The following is a 15,103-nucleotide window of genomic DNA, read 5'->3' as shown; positions in this document are numbered from 1 at the left end:
TTGAAACGCTCAGGCGCCGCGCTGGCTGATCAAAGCCCGCTTAACGTGACAGCGAAGTTTACAGGAAGCCGACCTGCCTGAGCCAGGCTTCGCACAGGCGCGGCCAGAGCGAGATGGGCTGATCCGGCGTGTCGAGCGCGAAGCCATGGGGGGCGTCGGCGAAGATGTGCAGTTCCGCGCTGCCGCCCGCATCCTGCCAGGCGCGATCCAGGCGATGGGCGTTTTCGACCGGCACTACCGGATCATTGCCGGCATAGACGATGAAGGCCGGCGGCGGGCCGGGCAATAGTTGCGCGTCGGGCTGGAGCGCGTCGTAGAGCGCCTGCTTTTCCGCCGGCGGCAGTGGCGGCTTGTCGGCGACGATGGTGCGGCCTTTGGCATTGGTGGAGATGGGCGCATAGCCGATGACCATGATATCGGGCCGCTGCGGCGCGACATCGCCCCAATCCGCCGGATAATGCGCGGCGAGGCAGGCGGCGAGATGGCCGCCCGAGGAAAGACCGACGACGCCGACGCCATCAGGTGCCAGATCGGAGGCGCGGATCATCCGCATCGCGGCGAGCGCATCGTCGAGCGGCGCGGACGGGCCGGTACCGGCATGGGGAAAGCGGTGGATGAGGACGAAGGCATGATAGCCGAGCGACGTCAGCCATTGCGCGACCTGAACCCCTTCGCGTCCGGCCATCAGCGCGACATAGCCGCCGCCGCCCAGGATGAGCATGGCGCGGCCATTGGGTCTGTCGGGCGCATAGCCGAGCAGCACCGGGCGATCGACGGCGGTGACGATCGCCTGTTCGGGCGCGGCATTGGCGTCTTCCAGGGCGAAGGCGCCGCTTGGCGCATCGCGCAGCGGCCAGACCAGATCAGCAGCGAGCATCGGATACTCCCATCGGGCAGCCATGGGTGGGATAGGCTTCGCCATCCAGTTCCACAGCCTCGCGCACGACCTCCAGCCGATCGCCGGCGTCGCGCATCTCATAGAATTTGGCGATCGCCCGCTTGAACGGGCGGTGGAGGACCAGCATTAGCTTGCCATCAAAGGCATGGAACAGCATGCCATGGCCGCTGTCCTGCATGATGAGCGGGCCAAGCTGTTCCCAGGGGCCGGCGAGCGTGCCGGATTTGGAGCGGGCCTGCGCCTGGACATAGCCCCCATTCCCCCAACTGGACCAGAGCATCAGCAGCGTGCCGGTCTTGGTGCGATAGAGTTCGGGGCCGTCGGTGACATAGCCCATGTCCCCTTCGGGTTGTTTCTGGCCGATCACCCAGTCGGCGTCATTGGCGCGGAACAGCAATTGCGGCTTGCCGGCGGGCGAGAGATCGTCCTTGAGCGGTAGCGCCTCCATCGTGCCGACGCCCATCTGCAGCCATTCATGGGCATAGACCATCCAGGGCTTGCCGGCCGGGTCGACATAGAGGCTGCCATCGAGCGTCATGTCATTGGGCGTAGTGACCGGCTCACCCTTGTGGATAAGTTGGTAAGGACCATCGATCCGGTCCGACACCGCCAGCAAGGTGGCGCGGCGATAATTGGGGCGCTTGCCGCTGGCGGGGATTGCCGCCTTCTCATTGTGGAAGGTGGCGAAGAGATAATAGCGCCCCTTCCAGCGATGCACCTCCGGCGCCCAGCCGCCCTCATCCGCCCAAACATCCTTCGGCAGGGCGAAGACCAGTTTGGGTGTATGCCAATGGGCGAGGTCGGTGCTGGCATAGGCCATGATGCCGATGCGCGGATCGCCGGTGACGGCCGGGTCATTCTTCGAGAAGAGCCAGTAGATCTTGCTCGCCTGCTCCGCCACGACGAAAGGATCATGGATGCGCAGATGCGATGTCAGCAGCGGCGCGTCGGCCGCCGCCACCGGGGCGGCGAGCGTCAGCAGCAGGGCGGCGAGCCAGCGACGCATCAGCTGGCCAGCCTGTTGCCATAGCCGATGATGAGGGTGGCGAGGATCAGCAGGCCGACCCCGCTCCACACCATGCGGCGGACCGCCGGCGCAGCATCCTTCCACTCACGGAAGGCAAAGCCCCAGCAGGTGCCGAAGATGATGATCGAGGCCATGTGCAGCGTCCAACTGGAGAAGCCGAAGCGACCCATCTGGCTTTCCCCCATGGTGTAGAAGAAGAACTGGAAATACCACGCCGTGCCCGCCACCGCGCAGAGCAGGAAATTGGGCAGGAGCTTGGGGCGCTGGCCGCTGGCGTCGGGTGCCCCGGCCCACTGGCCCGCCGACTTGTTCTTCGCGATCAGCCAGCCGCACCAGAGCGCGTTGGTGATGAGGCCGCCGAACATGACGAGGCAGAGGGTGGGCAGGCCGGTCCACAAGGGGCCGGTGCCGGCGGCGGCCGACAGCGCCTTGACCGGTTCGCCGGCGGCAAGGCCGAAGGCGAAACAGCTCGACATGATGCCGGAGAAAATGGCGACGGCGATGCCCTTCTTGAAATCGAACTCGGCGACGACGGCCGCTTTCTGCTCTGTCGAGAGCGCCGCATCCTTGCGGGCGCCGGCGCGGGCGACGACAACGATGCCGAGCACCGTGACGGCCAGGCCCAGCAGGACGATCTGGCCGTGCAGGGTGCCGGCAATCTCCGTCATGAACGTGCCGTCGAAGATCGGCGGGATCAGCGTGCCGAAGACGGTGCAGAGGCCCAGCACCACCGCCATGCCGAGCGAGAGGCCGAGATAGCGCATGGTGAGGCCATAGGTGAGGCCGCCAAAGCCCCAGAGAAAGCCGAAGAAGATGCACCAGCCAACCACGGACGAGGGCACCTGTGCCATCACGCCCATCAGGTCGTTGGTCTGGACCGAGGCGAAGAACCAGGGCGCAATCACCCAGGAGAAGATGCCGCCGGTGAGCCAGAAAATCTCCCAGTTCCAGCGCTTCACGCCGCGGAAGGGGACATAGAAGCTGGCCGAGGCGAAGCCGCCGAGCCAGTGGAAGAGGACGCCGAGCAGAGGATTAGGGGTCATAGGGCAAGTCCCAGACGATAGAGGCGATTGGCGTTGCCGGCGAACATCGCGCGGCGATCGGCTTCGGGGAAATCCGACACGATGGCGTGATAGGATTCCATGTAACGGTCGATCGGGCCGAACAGCTTGTCGGTCGGCGTGTCGCTGGCAAAGGCGCAACGATCGACGCCGAACATGTCGATCGCCTCATGCACCAGCGGCGCGATGCCCGCCATGGTCCAGTCGCGGCGGATGAAGCCCATGCCCGACAGCTTGACCGCGACATGGGGCAGCGCGGCGAGCGCCTTCATGCCCCGGCGCCAGTCGTTGAGGCCATCCGGATCGGTCAGCACCGGCATGCCCATATGGTTGATGATGACCGGGATGTCGGGATGCCGCTCGATCAGCGGGACGAGGCCGGGCATCTGCCCCGGATAGCATTGCAGGTCGAAGGAGAGGCCATGCTTTGCCAGCAGGCCATAGCCCGCCTGCCATTGCGGATCGACGGTGAGGTCGACCGGCCCATAGGTGCGCTGGGGATCGGCATGCCAGTTGACGATATGGCGGATGCCCCTGACGCGGGGATGGGCGGCCTGGGCGGCCAGCAGCGCATCGACATCCGGGTCGTTGAGGGCGGCGAAGGCGACGAAGCCGGTGGGGAGGCCATCGACGGCGGCAAGCGTGTCGAGCCACTGGGTCTCGCGCAGCGCGCTGTCCGCGGCCGCGCCGGCATCGACATGGACGGCGCCGATGACGTTCCAGCGGGCGAGGTCTTCGCGATATTGTGCGACGCCATAGTCATGGGCGATCGGCTCGACACTGCCATTGGGGCCATCGTCCGAAAAGGGCGGGCTCAGCCAGTCGTAGCGGATATGATTGAGATCCCACAGATGGATATGGGCATCGACAAAGGGGATCATGCGTCCTCTCCCATGAACAGTTCAGCAGCCTCTTTTCCGTTCGGGCCGAGCGTAGCGAAGGCTTCGGCTTCGCTCAGCCTGCCCTTCGACAGGCTCAGGGCGAACGGGGGAGACTGGCATAAATCGCGGCGCGCCGGGCTCTTGGATGGCCGGTCGCGCCGCGTAGAGGCCTGGATCAGAAGGTGGTGCGGCCGCCCGAGGTGTCGAAGGTCGACGCCGTGGTGAAGCTGCATTCCTCGCTGGCCATGAAGCAGACCATGGCGGCCGATTCCTCGACCAGGCCAAGCCGGCCCATCGGGATCTTCGAGCGCATATAGTCGACCTGGCTCTGCGGCAGCTGTTCCAGGATCGGGCTTTCGAAGGTGGCCGGCGTCAGGGCATTGGCGATCACGCCCTTGCCCGCCAGTTCCTTGCCGATGCTCTTGGTGAGGCCGATGACGCCGGCCTTGCTCGCCGAATAGGCGCTGGCATTGGGATTGCCTTCCTTGCCCGCGACCGAGGCGAGATTGACGATCCGGCCATAGCCGTTTTCGAGCATGAAGGGCACGACTTCGCGGTTGCAGTAGAAGAGGCCATTGAGGTTGATGTCGATCACCCGCTGCCAGCTGTCGACCGGATAGTCCCACACCGTGGCGGTCGCGCCAGTGATGCCGGCCGAGCAGACGAGGACGTCGATCTTGCCGAGCGCATCCGCGCTGGCCTTGGCGGCGGCGGCGACGGCGGCCTGATCGGAGACGTCGAGCGCAACCACATGGGTCGCGCCGACTTCTTGGCTAGCAGCGGCGAGGGCGTCGGCATTCAGATCCCACAGGACCACCTTGCCGCCTTCTTCGACGATGCGCTTGGCAACCAGCTTGCCCAGGCCCGAGGCGCCACCGGTGACGATGGCGCAGCGACCTTCATAGCGTCCGGCAAAGACGCTCATCCGAGCACCTCGTCGCCAAGGTGGCGCCATTCCACGACATTCTGCTTCTGGCTGCCGAGCTTGGCGATGCCCAGTTCCATGACGTCGCCGGCCTTGAGGTAGACGGCTTCGGGCTTCTTGCCCTCGCCCACGCCCGGAGGGGTGCCGGTGATCATCAGGTCACCGGGATAGAGGGTGATATATTCGCTGACATAGGAGATGAGCTGGGCGACGTTGAAGATCATCGTCTTCGTATTGCCGGTCTGCATCCGCGCGCCATTGACGTCGAGATACATGTCGAGATCCTGCGGGTTGCCGATTTCGTCGGCAGTCACCAGCCAGGGGCCGACCGGGCAGAAGGTGTCATGGCCCTTGCCCTTGCTCCACTGGGTGCCGCGCTGCTTCTGGTTGAAGCGTTCCGACACGTCGTTGACGAGGACATAGCCCGCGACCTTCGACAGCGCGTCTTCTTCCGACACGAAGCGGCAGGTTTCGCCGATGACGACGCCCAGTTCGACTTCCCAGTCGCCATGGGTCGAACCCTTGGGCAGCATCACTTCGTCATTGGGACCGTTGAGCGACGACAGCGCCTTCATGAACATCATCGGCTCGGTCGGGATCGGCAGGTTGGATTCGATCGCATGGTCCTCATAGTTGAGGCCGATGGCGACGATCTTGCCGATGCCCTTGACCGGCACGCCATAGCGCGGGTCGCCATCGACGACGGGGAGCGAGTCCACATCGACGCCCTTGGCGGCGGCGAGGCTCTCGATCGTCAGGTCGGCGACGACGCCGGAGAGGTCGCGAATCTTGCCCTCGGCATCGATCACGCCGGGCTTTTCCTGGCCACGCTGGCCGAAACGAACAAATTTCATGGGATCAGTCTTTCTCTGTTCAGGCGATCAGTGGGTATAGGGACGGTGCATCGCGATGTCGGGGTTCAGATCGACGCCGAAGCCCGGCTTGTCGAGCGCGGTCACCTTCATGCGGCCATTTTCCGGCACCGGTTCGCCCAGCAATTGCGGGTGGAACATCGGCACCACTTCCGTCGGCCCCGGATGCATCATCAGGAACTCGGCGAAGGGCGAGTTGTGGCGGGTGATGACGAAATGATAGCTGTAGACCGACGAGCCATGCGGCACGACCATCTTGCCATGGGCGTCGGCCAGCGCGCTGATCTTGAGCAGTTCGGTCACGCCGCCGCACCAGCCGACGTCGGGCTGGATGATGTCGCAGCAATCCATTTCCATCAACATGCGGAAGCCCCAGCGGGTCGCTTCATGCTCGCCGGTGGTGACCAGCATGCCCTTGGGCACGTTGCGCTTGAGCTGCTGGTAGCCCCAATAATCGTCCGGGCTGATCGCTTCCTCGATCCACTTGAGGCCCAGCTCATGCGCGGCGATGGCGAGGCGGGTGGCATAGTCGACGTCGAGCGCCATCCAGCAGTCCCACATCAGCCAGAAATCGTCGCCGACCTTCGAGCGCATGTCGGCCAGTTCGGCGATATTCTTCTTCAGGCCCTCAATGCCTTCGGCCGGGCCGTGGTGGAGCGCCATCTTGCCGCCGATGAAGCCGAATTCCTTCGCCTTGTCCGGGCGCGCGCCGGTGGCGTAGAATTGCAGTTCGTCGCGGACCGCGCCGCCGAGCAGATGATAGACCGGTTCCTGGCGCAGCTTGCCGAGCAGATCCCAGAGCGCGAGGTCGACGCCGGAGATGGCGTTGATGACCAGACCCTTGCGGCCATAATATTGGGTCGAGAAATACATCTGGTCCCAGATCTTCTCATAGTCGGTCGGCGACCGGCCTTCGAGGAAGCGGGCGAGATGCTTTTCGACGATATAGGCGGCAGGCTCGCCACCGGTCGTCACGGCGAAACCGACGGTGCCGTCTTCCGCCTCGATCTCCACGACCAACGTGCCCAGCACATTGATGCCGAAGCTCTGCCGCGACTGGCGATATTCGGGATATTTCGACATCGGCGTCGCGATGTGATCGTCGATCCAGTGGCCTTCGCCCTGGTCATGATAATCGGCACCGCCGCCGCGCACGGTGAAGGCGCGGACATGCTTGATCTTCGGCAACGTCACGATGGGCACGCTGAAACTCCCTTGGGCCAGACCCATCGCAAGGGGATGGGCAATAACACTTCCACCATATGGACAAAATGCGCACAACGTGGGGCAATTGAGGGGAAGAATCGCGTCCGGCCTCTCCTACACCCTTGTTTTTCTCATTTTGTGGGATAGAGTGTTAGTAGATGAGACAAAATACGTCAAACCCGGAATCGGGTCCGCGAGAGGAAAAGTCGAAGACGCAGGGGTCGCAGACCCTTCAGCGCGGGCTGGACCTGCTCGACCAGGTGATCGACGGGCCGGTGAAGCTCGCCGACCTGTCCGAGCGCATGGGCCTGACGCGCTCCACCACCCATCGCCTCGCCAATGCGCTGGTCGAGCGCGGTTTCCTGACCTTCCTGCCGCGCGAGGGCTATCAGCTTGGCCCCAAGCTGCTGCAGCTCGGCTTCCTGGCGCAGAGCCAGGCCGACGTGGTGCAGATTGCCCGCCCCCATCTGGAAGCGCTGGCCGCCGCGAGCGAGGATGTGGTGCATCTGGGCCGGCTGGACGGCGACCAGGCGCTTTATCTGGACAAGATTCCCGGCCGCCGCCGGGTCGAGATTTCGAGCCGGATCGGCGATCGCCATCCGCTGACATCGACGGGCCTTGGCAAGGCGCTGATGCTGGACGATCCGGAGACGGGTTGGACCCGGCTGCTGGAAAGCGAGCGGGAGAACGGCACCCATGATGCCGACCCGGCCACATGGCTGGAGCGGATGCGCGGCTATGTCGCGGCCGGGCGCGCGTTCGACCTGGAAGAGAATGAGGACCAGATACGCTGCGTTGCCGCGCCGATCCGCGATGCGTCGGGCGCGATCGTCGCCGCCATCAGCCTGTCGAGCGCCGCCCAATATATGGACGATGAGCGCATGGCATCGCTGAGCGACGAGGTCCGCGCCGCCGCGCAGAAGGTCAGCGCCGACCTGGGCTGGACCCCCGGCGTCAAATCCCCCCGCCGCCCGGTGCGGCGCTAATCCAAGGAAATGCTCGCATGAAGCTGCTTGAAGGCAAGACCGTCCTCGTCACCGGCGCATCGACCGGCATCGGCCGGGCGGCCGCCATCGGCGCCGCCCAGCATGGCGCCGACGTCGTCATCAATTACGCCCATAGCGACGGCCCGGCCGCGAGCTGCGTCGCCGAGATCGAGGCGCTGGGCCAGCGCGCGATCGCGGTGAAGGGCGATGTCGCCGATCCGCAGACCGCGCAGGACTTCGTCGCCAAGGCGGTCGAGGCGTTCGGCAAGGTCGACGTGATGGTCAGCAATGCCGGCATCTGTCCGTTCCACGGCTTCCTCGACATGCCGGTCGACGTGGTGGAGCGCACCTTCAAGGTCAATCTGCATGGCGCCTATTTCATGGTGCAGGCGGCCGCGCAGCAGATGGTGAAGCAGGGCCATGGCGGGTCGATCGTCGCGGTCTCCTCCATCTCGGCGCTGGTCGGCGGCGAATTTCAGACCCACTACACCCCGACCAAGGCGGGCGTGCATTCGCTGATGCAGTCGACGGCGATTGCGCTCGGCAAATATGGCATCCGCTGCAACAGCGTGCTGCCCGGCACCATCCTGACCGAGATCAACAAGGATGACCTGGCCGATGTCGAGAAGCGCGAATATATGGAAAAGCGCACCCCGCTCGGCCGCCTGGGCGCGCCCGAAGACCTGGCCGGGCCGATCGTCTTCCTGGCGTCGGACATGGCCGCCTATGTCACCGGCGCGGCGCTGCTGGTCGACGGCGGCATGTATGTGAACCTGCAATAAGATATTGAGCGCCGTCATTCCCGCGAAAGGGGGGATGACGGTATTCAGGAAACAGGACATGCCGATGAGGATCGCCACCAAAGCCGCCGCCGCCCTCGCCCTGCTGGCCACGCCCCTGCCGGCGCTGGCGACGCAGCCGGGCGACACGATCCTGATCGCCAGCGATTCGACCGCGGCCAATTACAAGAAGGGCAATTATCCCCAGACCGGCTGGGGCATGATGCTGGGCTGCGGCCTGTCACCGCAAGTGCGGGTGTCCAACCATGCGATGGGCGGGCGGTCGACCCGCACCTTCATCGAGGAAGGGCGCTGGACGAAATTGATGAGCGAGCTGATGCCCGGCGACACGGTGCTGATCCAGTTCGGCCATAATGACGCCTATCGCGCCAAGCCGCAGCGCTGGGCGCCGGCGCAGACCGACTATCGCAACAATCTGCTGCGCTTCATCTGGGACGTGCGCGGCGCGGGCGGCACGCCGGTGCTGGTGACGCCGGTGACGCGGCACAGCTTTGGCGCGGATGGCAAGGCGAAGGCCGACTTCGCCGAATATTCCGCGGTGATGCGCGAACTGGCGGCGAGCGCGCATGTACCGATCATCGATCTGGAGGCGCTGTCGCGCGCCTGGGTCGACCGGGCCGGGCCGGACAAGGCAAAGACCTATTTCCTCCACTACAAGGCGGAGGACAAGATGCCCGGCTTCCCCAAGGGGATCGACGACGATACCCATTTCAGCGAACTGGGCGCGCGCAATGTCGCCGATCTGGTCGCCGGCGGCCTCAAGGCGCTGAACCTGCCGATTTCGGCCAAGGTGCTGGCGAGCCGGCCGGCGCTCAATCGGACCATGCCGCTGGGAAGGACCGAATGCCAATGACCATGCTTGACCGCCGCGGCCTGTTGACCGGCGCCGCCGTTGCCGCCGCGCTTGCGCCGATGAGCGAGGCGCTGGCGCAGAGCTTTCCGCTGCCCCAGGGGTTCGTCCGCTTTCCGATCTGGCCGGGCAAGGCGCCGGGCAGCGAGCATGTGACGGTGAAGGAAGTGGAGACGCTGCGCCGGCCCGACAGCGGGCCTGACGATGGCGTGTTCGCCCATATCGTCACCCCGACCCTGACCCTGTTGCGACCGGCAAAACCCAATGGCGCGGCGATCATGCTGATCCCCGGCGGCGGCTATAGCCGGGTGGCGATCGGCCATGAGGGCTATTCGATCGCGCGCCGCTTTGCCGAGGCAGGCTATGTCTGCTTCGTGCTGCTCTATCGCCTGCCCGCCGATGGCTGGGCCGCCGGGGCCGAAGCGCCGCTGCAGGATGCGCAGCGCGCGCTGCGGCTGGTGCGCAGCCTGGCGGGCAAGGAGAAGTTCGACGCCAATCGGGTCGGCGTGATCGGCTTTTCCGCTGGCGGGCACCTGGCCGCCTGGCTGACCAGCCGGGCGCCGGTGGAAAGCTACAAGCCGGTCGACGCCGCCGATCGCGAGCCGATCAAGGCCGCCGTCGCGGCTTATATGTATCCGGTGATCCAGATGGAGGGGCCGTTCGTCCACAAGGGGTCGCGCACGCAATTGCTGGGCGAGAATCCTTCGCCCGAACGGATGCGTGCCTATTCGCTGGACCAGGATGTGAGCGCGCAGACGCCGCCGGTGTTCCTGGCCCATGCGATCGACGATCCGGCGGTGCCGGTCGACAACAGCATCGCCATGCTGGCGGCACTGCGGGCGCAGAAGATCCCGACCGAATGCCATTTGTTCGAAAATGGCGGCCATGGCTTCGGCATTACGGCGCAGGCCCAGTCGGCCGCACCCTGGCCCGACCTGTTCCTGGCCTTTGCCAAAAGGCATGGCGTGTGACCCAGCGCAAGGTTGCCCTGTTCGTCACCTGCCTGGTCGACATGATGCGTCCGCGCATCGGCTTTGCCGCGATCCGCGCGCTGGAGGCGGCGGGCTGCGACGTGGTCGTGCCCGAAGGCCAGACCTGTTGCGGCCAGCCGGCGCTCAACAGCGGCGATACCGATCATGCGATCGCGCTGGCCAAGCAGACGATCGTCGCGCTGGAACCCTATGAGGCGGTGGTGGTGCCGTCGGGGTCGTGCGGCGGCACGATCCGTTGCCATTATCCCGAGCTGTTCGAGCATGACCCCGCATGGCTGCCGCGCGCGCAGGCGGTGGCGGGCAAGACATGGGAGATCATGGCCTATCTGGACGAGCAATGCGGGTGGAAGCCCGAGGGCGTGGAGGTCACGGCCAAGGCGACCTATCATGACAGCTGCTCGGGGCTGCGCGAGCTGGGCGTCAAGGCGCAGCCGCGCCGGTTGCTGAAACCCATCGCCGGGCTGGAGCTGACGCCGCTGGCGGGCGAGGAGACCTGTTGCGGCTTTGGCGGCACTTTCTGCGTCAAATATCCGGCCATTTCCAACGCGATCGTCGGCGAGAAGGCGGACGCGATCGAGGCGACCGGTGCCGACCTGCTGCTGGCCGGCGACCTGGGCTGCCTGATGAACATGGCGGGCAAGCTCAACCGGCAGGGCAGCAAGGTGCGCGCCTTCCACGCGATCGAGCTGATCGCCGGCATGGGCGATGGCCCGGCGATCGGGGAAGAGGCATGAGCGGCGCACCGGCCGAAGCGACCAGTTTCAAGGACCGCGCCGACGCGGCGCTGGCCGACCGCATCCTGAAGGTCGCGGTCGAGCGGACGGCGGGCACGGCCGAAGCCAAGCGCGCGGTCGCGGTCGACGCCTTTCCCGATTTCCAGGCAGCGCGCACCCGTGCGGCGGCGATCAAGGACCATGTGGTCGCCCATCTGGGCCATTATCTGGAGCAGTTCGAGGCGAACGCCATCGCCGCCGGGGCGAAGGTCCATTGGGCGCGCACCGCCGACGAGGCGTGCGACATCGTCATCGCCCTGTGCAAGGCGGCGAAGGCCAAGAGCGTCGCCCGATCCAAGTCGATGCTGGGCGAGGAGATCGGCCTGCCCCATGCGCTGGCCGAGGCCGGGATCGGCCGGGTCGAGACCGACCTTGCCGAACATATCATCCAGCTGGCCGACGAGCGGCCATCACACATCATCTGGCCGGCGATGCACAAGACCCGCGAGCAGGTGTCCGCCCTGTTCAAGGCCAAGCATCGCACGCCGCATGAGGAAGAGACGATCGCCGCGATGGCGGAAAGCGCGCGACGCGAGCTGCGCACCCAGATGCTGGGCGCGGATGTCGGCATTTCCGGCGCCAATTTCCTGATCGCCGACACCGGCGCGATCTGCACCGTCACCAATGAGGGCAATGCCGAGCTGTCGCTGGTCCCGCCGCGCGTCCATATCGTGACCGCCGGGATCGAGAAGATCGTGCCGAGCATGCCGCACGCCGTGCATATGCTGCGGATGCTGGCGCGGTCGGCGACCGGCGCGGCGCTGACCCAATATACGACCTTCTACACCGGCCCCAAGCGCCCCGGCGACCGGGACGGGCCGGAAGAGATGCATATCGTGCTCGTCGACAATGGCCGCACTCGGATGCGCGAGGACGGGCTGGCCGAAATGCTGCGCTGCATCCGCTGCGGCGCCTGCATGAACCATTGCGTGGTGTTCCGCCAGATTGGCGGCCATGCCTATGGTGGCACCTATCCCGGCCCGATGGGCGCGGTGCTGACCCCGGTGCTGGACGGGCTGAAGCAGAGCCGCGACCTGCCCAATGCCTGCACCATGAACGGCAAGTGCCAGGAAGTATGCCCGGTGCGCATCCCGCTGCCGACGCTGCTGCGCGGCTGGCGCGAGAAGAGCTGGCGCGAGGGGCTGGAGCCGCAATCCCTGCGCGCGGGGCTGGGCCTATGGGCCTGGGTCGCGACCCGGCCGCGCCTCTATCGGATGGGCACCGGCATGGCGGTGCGGGCGATGCGGCTGCTGGGCAGCAAGGGCTGGATCAGCAGGCTGCCGCTGACGGGCGGCTGGACCCGCTATCGCGACATGCCCAAGCCCGCGGCGCAGACCTTCATGGACCAATATCGCAAGGAAAACGGCCGATGAATGCGCGCGAGGCCATCCTCGGCCGGCTGAAAGATGACAGCGACATTGACATAGCGGCGGAGGCGGCGGCGCTGCTCGGCACGCCGGAGCGGCCGGCGGTCGATGTCGCCCAGGTCGAGGCGGAGTTTCTGGCGCGGCTGGCCCTGCCCAGCGTCAGCGCCAGTCATGACGTTATCGAAACGATATCCAACCTGCCCGCGGCGGTCGCGCGCTATCTGGATGCGCAGGGCGAGGCGCGCGCACTGTGCCTGCCGCCCGACCCGCGCCTGTCCGGTTGCGACTGGAGCGGCTTTGCCCTGCACCAGGATGCCGCCCCCGATGAGGCGGCGACGCTGGCGATTGCGCGCAAGGGGATTGCCGAGACCGGGTCGCTGGTGTTCGAGACGAGCCCGCAGGCGCCGATGCTGCCCAATTTCCTGACGCTGCACCATCTGGTGCTGCTGCGCGTGGCCGACATCGCCCCCTGGCTGGAGGAGGCGCCGCTGGCCGGGCCGCAGCCGCGCGCCCATTACTGGATCACCGGCGTGTCAGGGACGACCGATATCGAGGGCACCTATGTGCGCGGCGCCCATGGCCCCCGCTTCCTGCATGTCATCCTGCTACGCGGCGATTTTCCTCATATGTCGGAACAATAGTCCACATTCCGGGAAAACAGACTTACATTCGCCGCCTGCGCCGTTATAAGCTTCGCCAAAGTTTAGATGGAGATTCCCGATGTTCGACAAGACCTATTATGCGACCCACCCCGACATGATGGAGTGCGTGTCGAACGAGGAGCTGCGGGATCGCTATCTGATCGGCGGGCTGTTCCGTGACGGCGAATGCGTGCTCAACTATACCCATGCCGAGCGTTTCGTGATCGGCGGCGTGGCGGTGGCCGATGCGCCGGTGAAGCTGCCGGCGCAGACCGAGCCGGCCTCGGCGGCGGGCCATCCCTTCCTGGAGCGGCGCGAGCTGGCGATCGTCAATGTCTCGGGCGTCGAAGGCACCGTGACCGTCGACGGCGAAGTCTTCACCCTGGGCAACAAGGATTGCCTCTACGTGACGATGGGCGCCAAGGACGTGGAGTTCGCCGGCGCCGGCGCGCGCTATTATCTTGCCTCCTGCCCGGCGCATAAAGGGTTCAAGACGCGGCTGATCTCGGTCGCCGATGCGACCACGCTGGAACGCGGCAGCCTGGAGGAGTCGAACGAGCGCACCATCTATCAGATGGTCATCCCCGGCATCTGCGACAGCGCGCAGCTGGTGATGGGCCTGACCGTCCTGAAGCCCGGTTCGGTGTGGAACACCATGCCCCCGCACATCCATGAGCGCCGCAGCGAGATTTATTTCTATTTCGAGCTGGATGGCGATGCCGACCGCGTCTTCCACTATATGGGCGAGGGCGATGCGATGCGTCACATCGTCATGGCCAACGAGGAAGCGGTGATCTCGCCGCCCTGGTCGGTGCATATGGGCTCGGGCACCAAGGCCTATGCCTTCATCTGGGCGATGGCCGGCGAGAATCAGGACTATACCGACATGAACGTGCTGGACATCTGCCAGCTGGCCTGAGCCAGAAGGGAGAGAGGCTGTCACGCCCTCTCCCCTCACATGCCCTCCCCTAACCCCTCCCTGAAGGGAGGGGGATTTGGAGCTTATATGAGCACTATCTTCGATCTTGGTGGCAAGGTCGCCATCGTCACTGGCGCCAATACCGGCATCGGCCAGGCGATCGCGCTGTCGCTCGCGGCGGCCGGCGCCGACATTGCGGCGGTGGGCCGCACCCCGGCGGAGGAAACCGTCGAGAAGGTCCGGGCGCTCGGCCGCAAGGCGGAGATCGTCTCGGCCGATCTTTCCAGCATCGAACCGGTGCAGCGCGTCGTCGACGAGACGATCGAGAAACTGGGCGGCCTCGACATCCTGATCAACAATGCCGGCATCATCCGCCGCGCCGACAGCGTCGACTTCACCGAGGAAGACTGGGACGCGGTGATCGACACCAACCTCAAATCCACCTTCTTCCTGGCCCAGGCGGCCGGGCGGCACATGCTGGCGCAAGGCAGCGGCAAGATCGTCAACATCGCCTCGCTGCTGTCCTTCCAGGGCGGCATCCGCGTGCCGAGCTATACCGCGTCCAAGAGCGGCGTCGCCGGCCTCACCAAGCTGCTGGCGAATGAGTGGGCGGCCAGGGGCGTCAACGTCAACGCGATCGCGCCGGGCTATATAGCGACCAACAACACCGCCGCGCTACAGGCCGACGAGACCCGCAACCGCCAGATCCAGGAGCGCATTCCGGCCGGCCGCTGGGGCGAAGCCAGCGACATTGGCGGCGCCGCCGTGTTCCTCGCCTCGCCGGCGGCCAATTATATCCATGGCCATGTCCTGGCCGTCGATGGCGGCTGGCTGGCTCGCTGATATCCCGTCCTGCGCCCGTTCCTAGGCGGGTGGGCGCAGGACAGACCTGATCCAAGAGGAGG

16 protein-coding genes are annotated in these 15,103 nt (G+C 65.8%); 9 read left to right on the top strand and 7 right to left on the bottom strand.

Annotated features, from left to right (window positions below; translation table 11 throughout):
* Nucleotides 1-58 precede the first annotated feature (58 nt).
* The 7 genes from E5554_RS03950 to rhmD all read right to left on the bottom strand — a co-directional run bounded on the left by E5554_RS03950 (nucleotide 59) and on the right by rhmD (nucleotide 6,894).
* Nucleotides 59-877 (bottom strand): alpha/beta hydrolase, encoded by an 819-nt coding sequence (locus E5554_RS03950; RefSeq protein WP_136186011.1) that lies wholly within the window; start codon nucleotides 875-877, stop codon nucleotides 59-61.
* Nucleotides 864-1,904 (bottom strand): glycoside hydrolase family 43 protein, encoded by a 1,041-nt coding sequence (locus E5554_RS03945; RefSeq protein ID WP_136186010.1) that lies wholly within the window; start codon nucleotides 1,902-1,904, stop codon nucleotides 864-866. The genes E5554_RS03950 and E5554_RS03945 overlap by 14 nt, the downstream gene beginning before the upstream one ends.
* On the bottom strand, nucleotides 1,904-2,968 hold the full coding sequence (gene rhaT, locus E5554_RS03940) for an L-rhamnose/proton symporter RhaT (RefSeq protein ID WP_004209349.1): 1,065 nt from the start codon (nucleotides 2,966-2,968) through the stop codon (nucleotides 1,904-1,906). The genes E5554_RS03945 and rhaT overlap by 1 nt, the downstream gene beginning before the upstream one ends.
* The gene (locus E5554_RS03935; protein ID WP_136186009.1) at nucleotides 2,965-3,867 is read right to left on the bottom strand and encodes an amidohydrolase family protein; all 903 of its coding nucleotides are present in this window, start codon (nucleotides 3,865-3,867) and stop codon (nucleotides 2,965-2,967) included. The genes rhaT and E5554_RS03935 overlap by 4 nt, the downstream gene beginning before the upstream one ends.
* A gap of 175 nt (nucleotides 3,868-4,042) precedes the next feature.
* Entirely contained in the window at nucleotides 4,043-4,792 is a 750-nt protein-coding gene (locus E5554_RS03930) for an SDR family NAD(P)-dependent oxidoreductase (protein ID WP_037508057.1), read from the bottom strand.
* Nucleotides 4,789-5,646 carry a fumarylacetoacetate hydrolase family protein gene (locus tag E5554_RS03925; protein ID WP_136186008.1) on the bottom strand — a complete coding sequence of 286 codons (858 nt, stop codon included), beginning with the start codon at nucleotides 5,644-5,646 and terminating at the stop codon, nucleotides 4,789-4,791. The genes E5554_RS03930 and E5554_RS03925 overlap by 4 nt, the downstream gene beginning before the upstream one ends.
* 27 nt (nucleotides 5,647-5,673) lie before the next feature.
* The gene (rhmD, locus tag E5554_RS03920) at nucleotides 5,674-6,894 is read right to left on the bottom strand and encodes an L-rhamnonate dehydratase (RefSeq protein WP_017500963.1); all 1,221 of its coding nucleotides are present in this window, start codon (nucleotides 6,892-6,894) and stop codon (nucleotides 5,674-5,676) included.
* 134 nt (nucleotides 6,895-7,028) lie between these two features.
* Here rhmD and E5554_RS03915 point away from each other — a divergent pair, with 134 nt between their 5' ends.
* The 9 genes from E5554_RS03915 to kduD all read left to right on the top strand — a co-directional run bounded on the left by E5554_RS03915 (nucleotide 7,029) and on the right by kduD (nucleotide 15,041).
* Entirely contained in the window at nucleotides 7,029-7,856 is an 828-nt protein-coding gene (locus E5554_RS03915; protein ID WP_136186007.1) for an IclR family transcriptional regulator, read from the top strand.
* Between the two features lie 17 nt (nucleotides 7,857-7,873).
* Nucleotides 7,874-8,638 (top strand): SDR family NAD(P)-dependent oxidoreductase, encoded by a 765-nt coding sequence (locus E5554_RS03910; protein ID WP_004209342.1) that lies wholly within the window; start codon nucleotides 7,874-7,876, stop codon nucleotides 8,636-8,638.
* Between the two features lie 64 nt (nucleotides 8,639-8,702).
* Nucleotides 8,703-9,509 (top strand): rhamnogalacturonan acetylesterase, encoded by an 807-nt coding sequence (locus tag E5554_RS03905; RefSeq protein ID WP_136188244.1) that lies wholly within the window; start codon nucleotides 8,703-8,705, stop codon nucleotides 9,507-9,509.
* Nucleotides 9,506-10,477: an alpha/beta hydrolase gene (locus tag E5554_RS03900; RefSeq protein WP_063976040.1), complete on the top strand. Its 972-nt coding sequence runs from the start codon at nucleotides 9,506-9,508 to the stop codon at nucleotides 10,475-10,477. Before E5554_RS03905 ends, E5554_RS03900 begins: the two co-directional genes overlap by 4 nt.
* A complete protein-coding gene (locus tag E5554_RS03895; protein WP_136186006.1) occupies nucleotides 10,474-11,232 on the top strand; it encodes a (Fe-S)-binding protein in 759 nt (252 codons plus the stop codon). Before E5554_RS03900 ends, E5554_RS03895 begins: the two co-directional genes overlap by 4 nt.
* The gene (locus E5554_RS03890) at nucleotides 11,229-12,644 is read left to right on the top strand and encodes a lactate utilization protein B (protein ID WP_136186005.1); all 1,416 of its coding nucleotides are present in this window, start codon (nucleotides 11,229-11,231) and stop codon (nucleotides 12,642-12,644) included. The genes E5554_RS03895 and E5554_RS03890 overlap by 4 nt, the downstream gene beginning before the upstream one ends.
* Nucleotides 12,641-13,279 (top strand): LUD domain-containing protein, encoded by a 639-nt coding sequence (locus tag E5554_RS03885; protein ID WP_010339268.1) that lies wholly within the window; start codon nucleotides 12,641-12,643, stop codon nucleotides 13,277-13,279. The genes E5554_RS03890 and E5554_RS03885 overlap by 4 nt, the downstream gene beginning before the upstream one ends.
* 79 nt (nucleotides 13,280-13,358) lie before the next feature.
* Complete coding sequence (gene kduI / locus E5554_RS03880) at nucleotides 13,359-14,198, top strand: 5-dehydro-4-deoxy-D-glucuronate isomerase (RefSeq protein WP_136186004.1); 840 nt, start codon at nucleotides 13,359-13,361, stop codon at nucleotides 14,196-14,198.
* 87 nt (nucleotides 14,199-14,285) lie between these two features.
* Nucleotides 14,286-15,041: a 2-dehydro-3-deoxy-D-gluconate 5-dehydrogenase KduD gene (gene kduD, locus E5554_RS03875; RefSeq protein ID WP_010337498.1), complete on the top strand. Its 756-nt coding sequence runs from the start codon at nucleotides 14,286-14,288 to the stop codon at nucleotides 15,039-15,041.
* Nucleotides 15,042-15,103: the final 62 nt, after the last annotated feature.

The organism is Sphingobium sp. PAMC28499 (assembly GCF_004795815.1).
Taxonomy (GTDB): Bacteria; Pseudomonadota; Alphaproteobacteria; order Sphingomonadales; family Sphingomonadaceae; genus Sphingobium; species Sphingobium yanoikuyae.
The sequence above is the reverse complement of the archived record's forward strand: the minus strand, read 5'-3'. Positions and strand labels throughout refer to the sequence as shown.

Coding starts and splice junctions, on each gene's coding strand:
- E5554_RS03950 (WP_136186011.1), bottom strand. CDS start 877: ATGCTCGCTGCTGATCTGGTCTGGCCGCTGCGCGATGCGCCAAGCGGC.
- E5554_RS03945 (WP_136186010.1), bottom strand. CDS start 1,904: ATGCGTCGCTGGCTCGCCGCCCTGCTGCTGACGCTCGCCGCCCCGGTG.
- rhaT (WP_004209349.1), bottom strand. CDS start 2,968: ATGACCCCTAATCCTCTGCTCGGCGTCCTCTTCCACTGGCTCGGCGGC.
- E5554_RS03935 (WP_136186009.1), bottom strand. CDS start 3,867: ATGATCCCCTTTGTCGATGCCCATATCCATCTGTGGGATCTCAATCAT.
- E5554_RS03930 (WP_037508057.1), bottom strand. CDS start 4,792: ATGAGCGTCTTTGCCGGACGCTATGAAGGTCGCTGCGCCATCGTCACC.
- E5554_RS03925 (WP_136186008.1), bottom strand. CDS start 5,646: ATGAAATTTGTTCGTTTCGGCCAGCGTGGCCAGGAAAAGCCCGGCGTG.
- rhmD (WP_017500963.1), bottom strand. CDS start 6,894: ATGGGTCTGGCCCAAGGGAGTTTCAGCGTGCCCATCGTGACGTTGCCG.
- E5554_RS03915 (WP_136186007.1), top strand. CDS start 7,029: ATGAGACAAAATACGTCAAACCCGGAATCGGGTCCGCGAGAGGAAAAG.
- E5554_RS03910 (WP_004209342.1), top strand. CDS start 7,874: ATGAAGCTGCTTGAAGGCAAGACCGTCCTCGTCACCGGCGCATCGACC.
- E5554_RS03905 (WP_136188244.1), top strand. CDS start 8,703: ATGAGGATCGCCACCAAAGCCGCCGCCGCCCTCGCCCTGCTGGCCACG.
- E5554_RS03900 (WP_063976040.1), top strand. CDS start 9,506: ATGACCATGCTTGACCGCCGCGGCCTGTTGACCGGCGCCGCCGTTGCC.
- E5554_RS03890 (WP_136186005.1), top strand. CDS start 11,229: ATGAGCGGCGCACCGGCCGAAGCGACCAGTTTCAAGGACCGCGCCGAC.
- E5554_RS03885 (WP_010339268.1), top strand. CDS start 12,641: ATGAATGCGCGCGAGGCCATCCTCGGCCGGCTGAAAGATGACAGCGAC.
- kduI (WP_136186004.1), top strand. CDS start 13,359: ATGTTCGACAAGACCTATTATGCGACCCACCCCGACATGATGGAGTGC.
- kduD (WP_010337498.1), top strand. CDS start 14,286: ATGAGCACTATCTTCGATCTTGGTGGCAAGGTCGCCATCGTCACTGGC.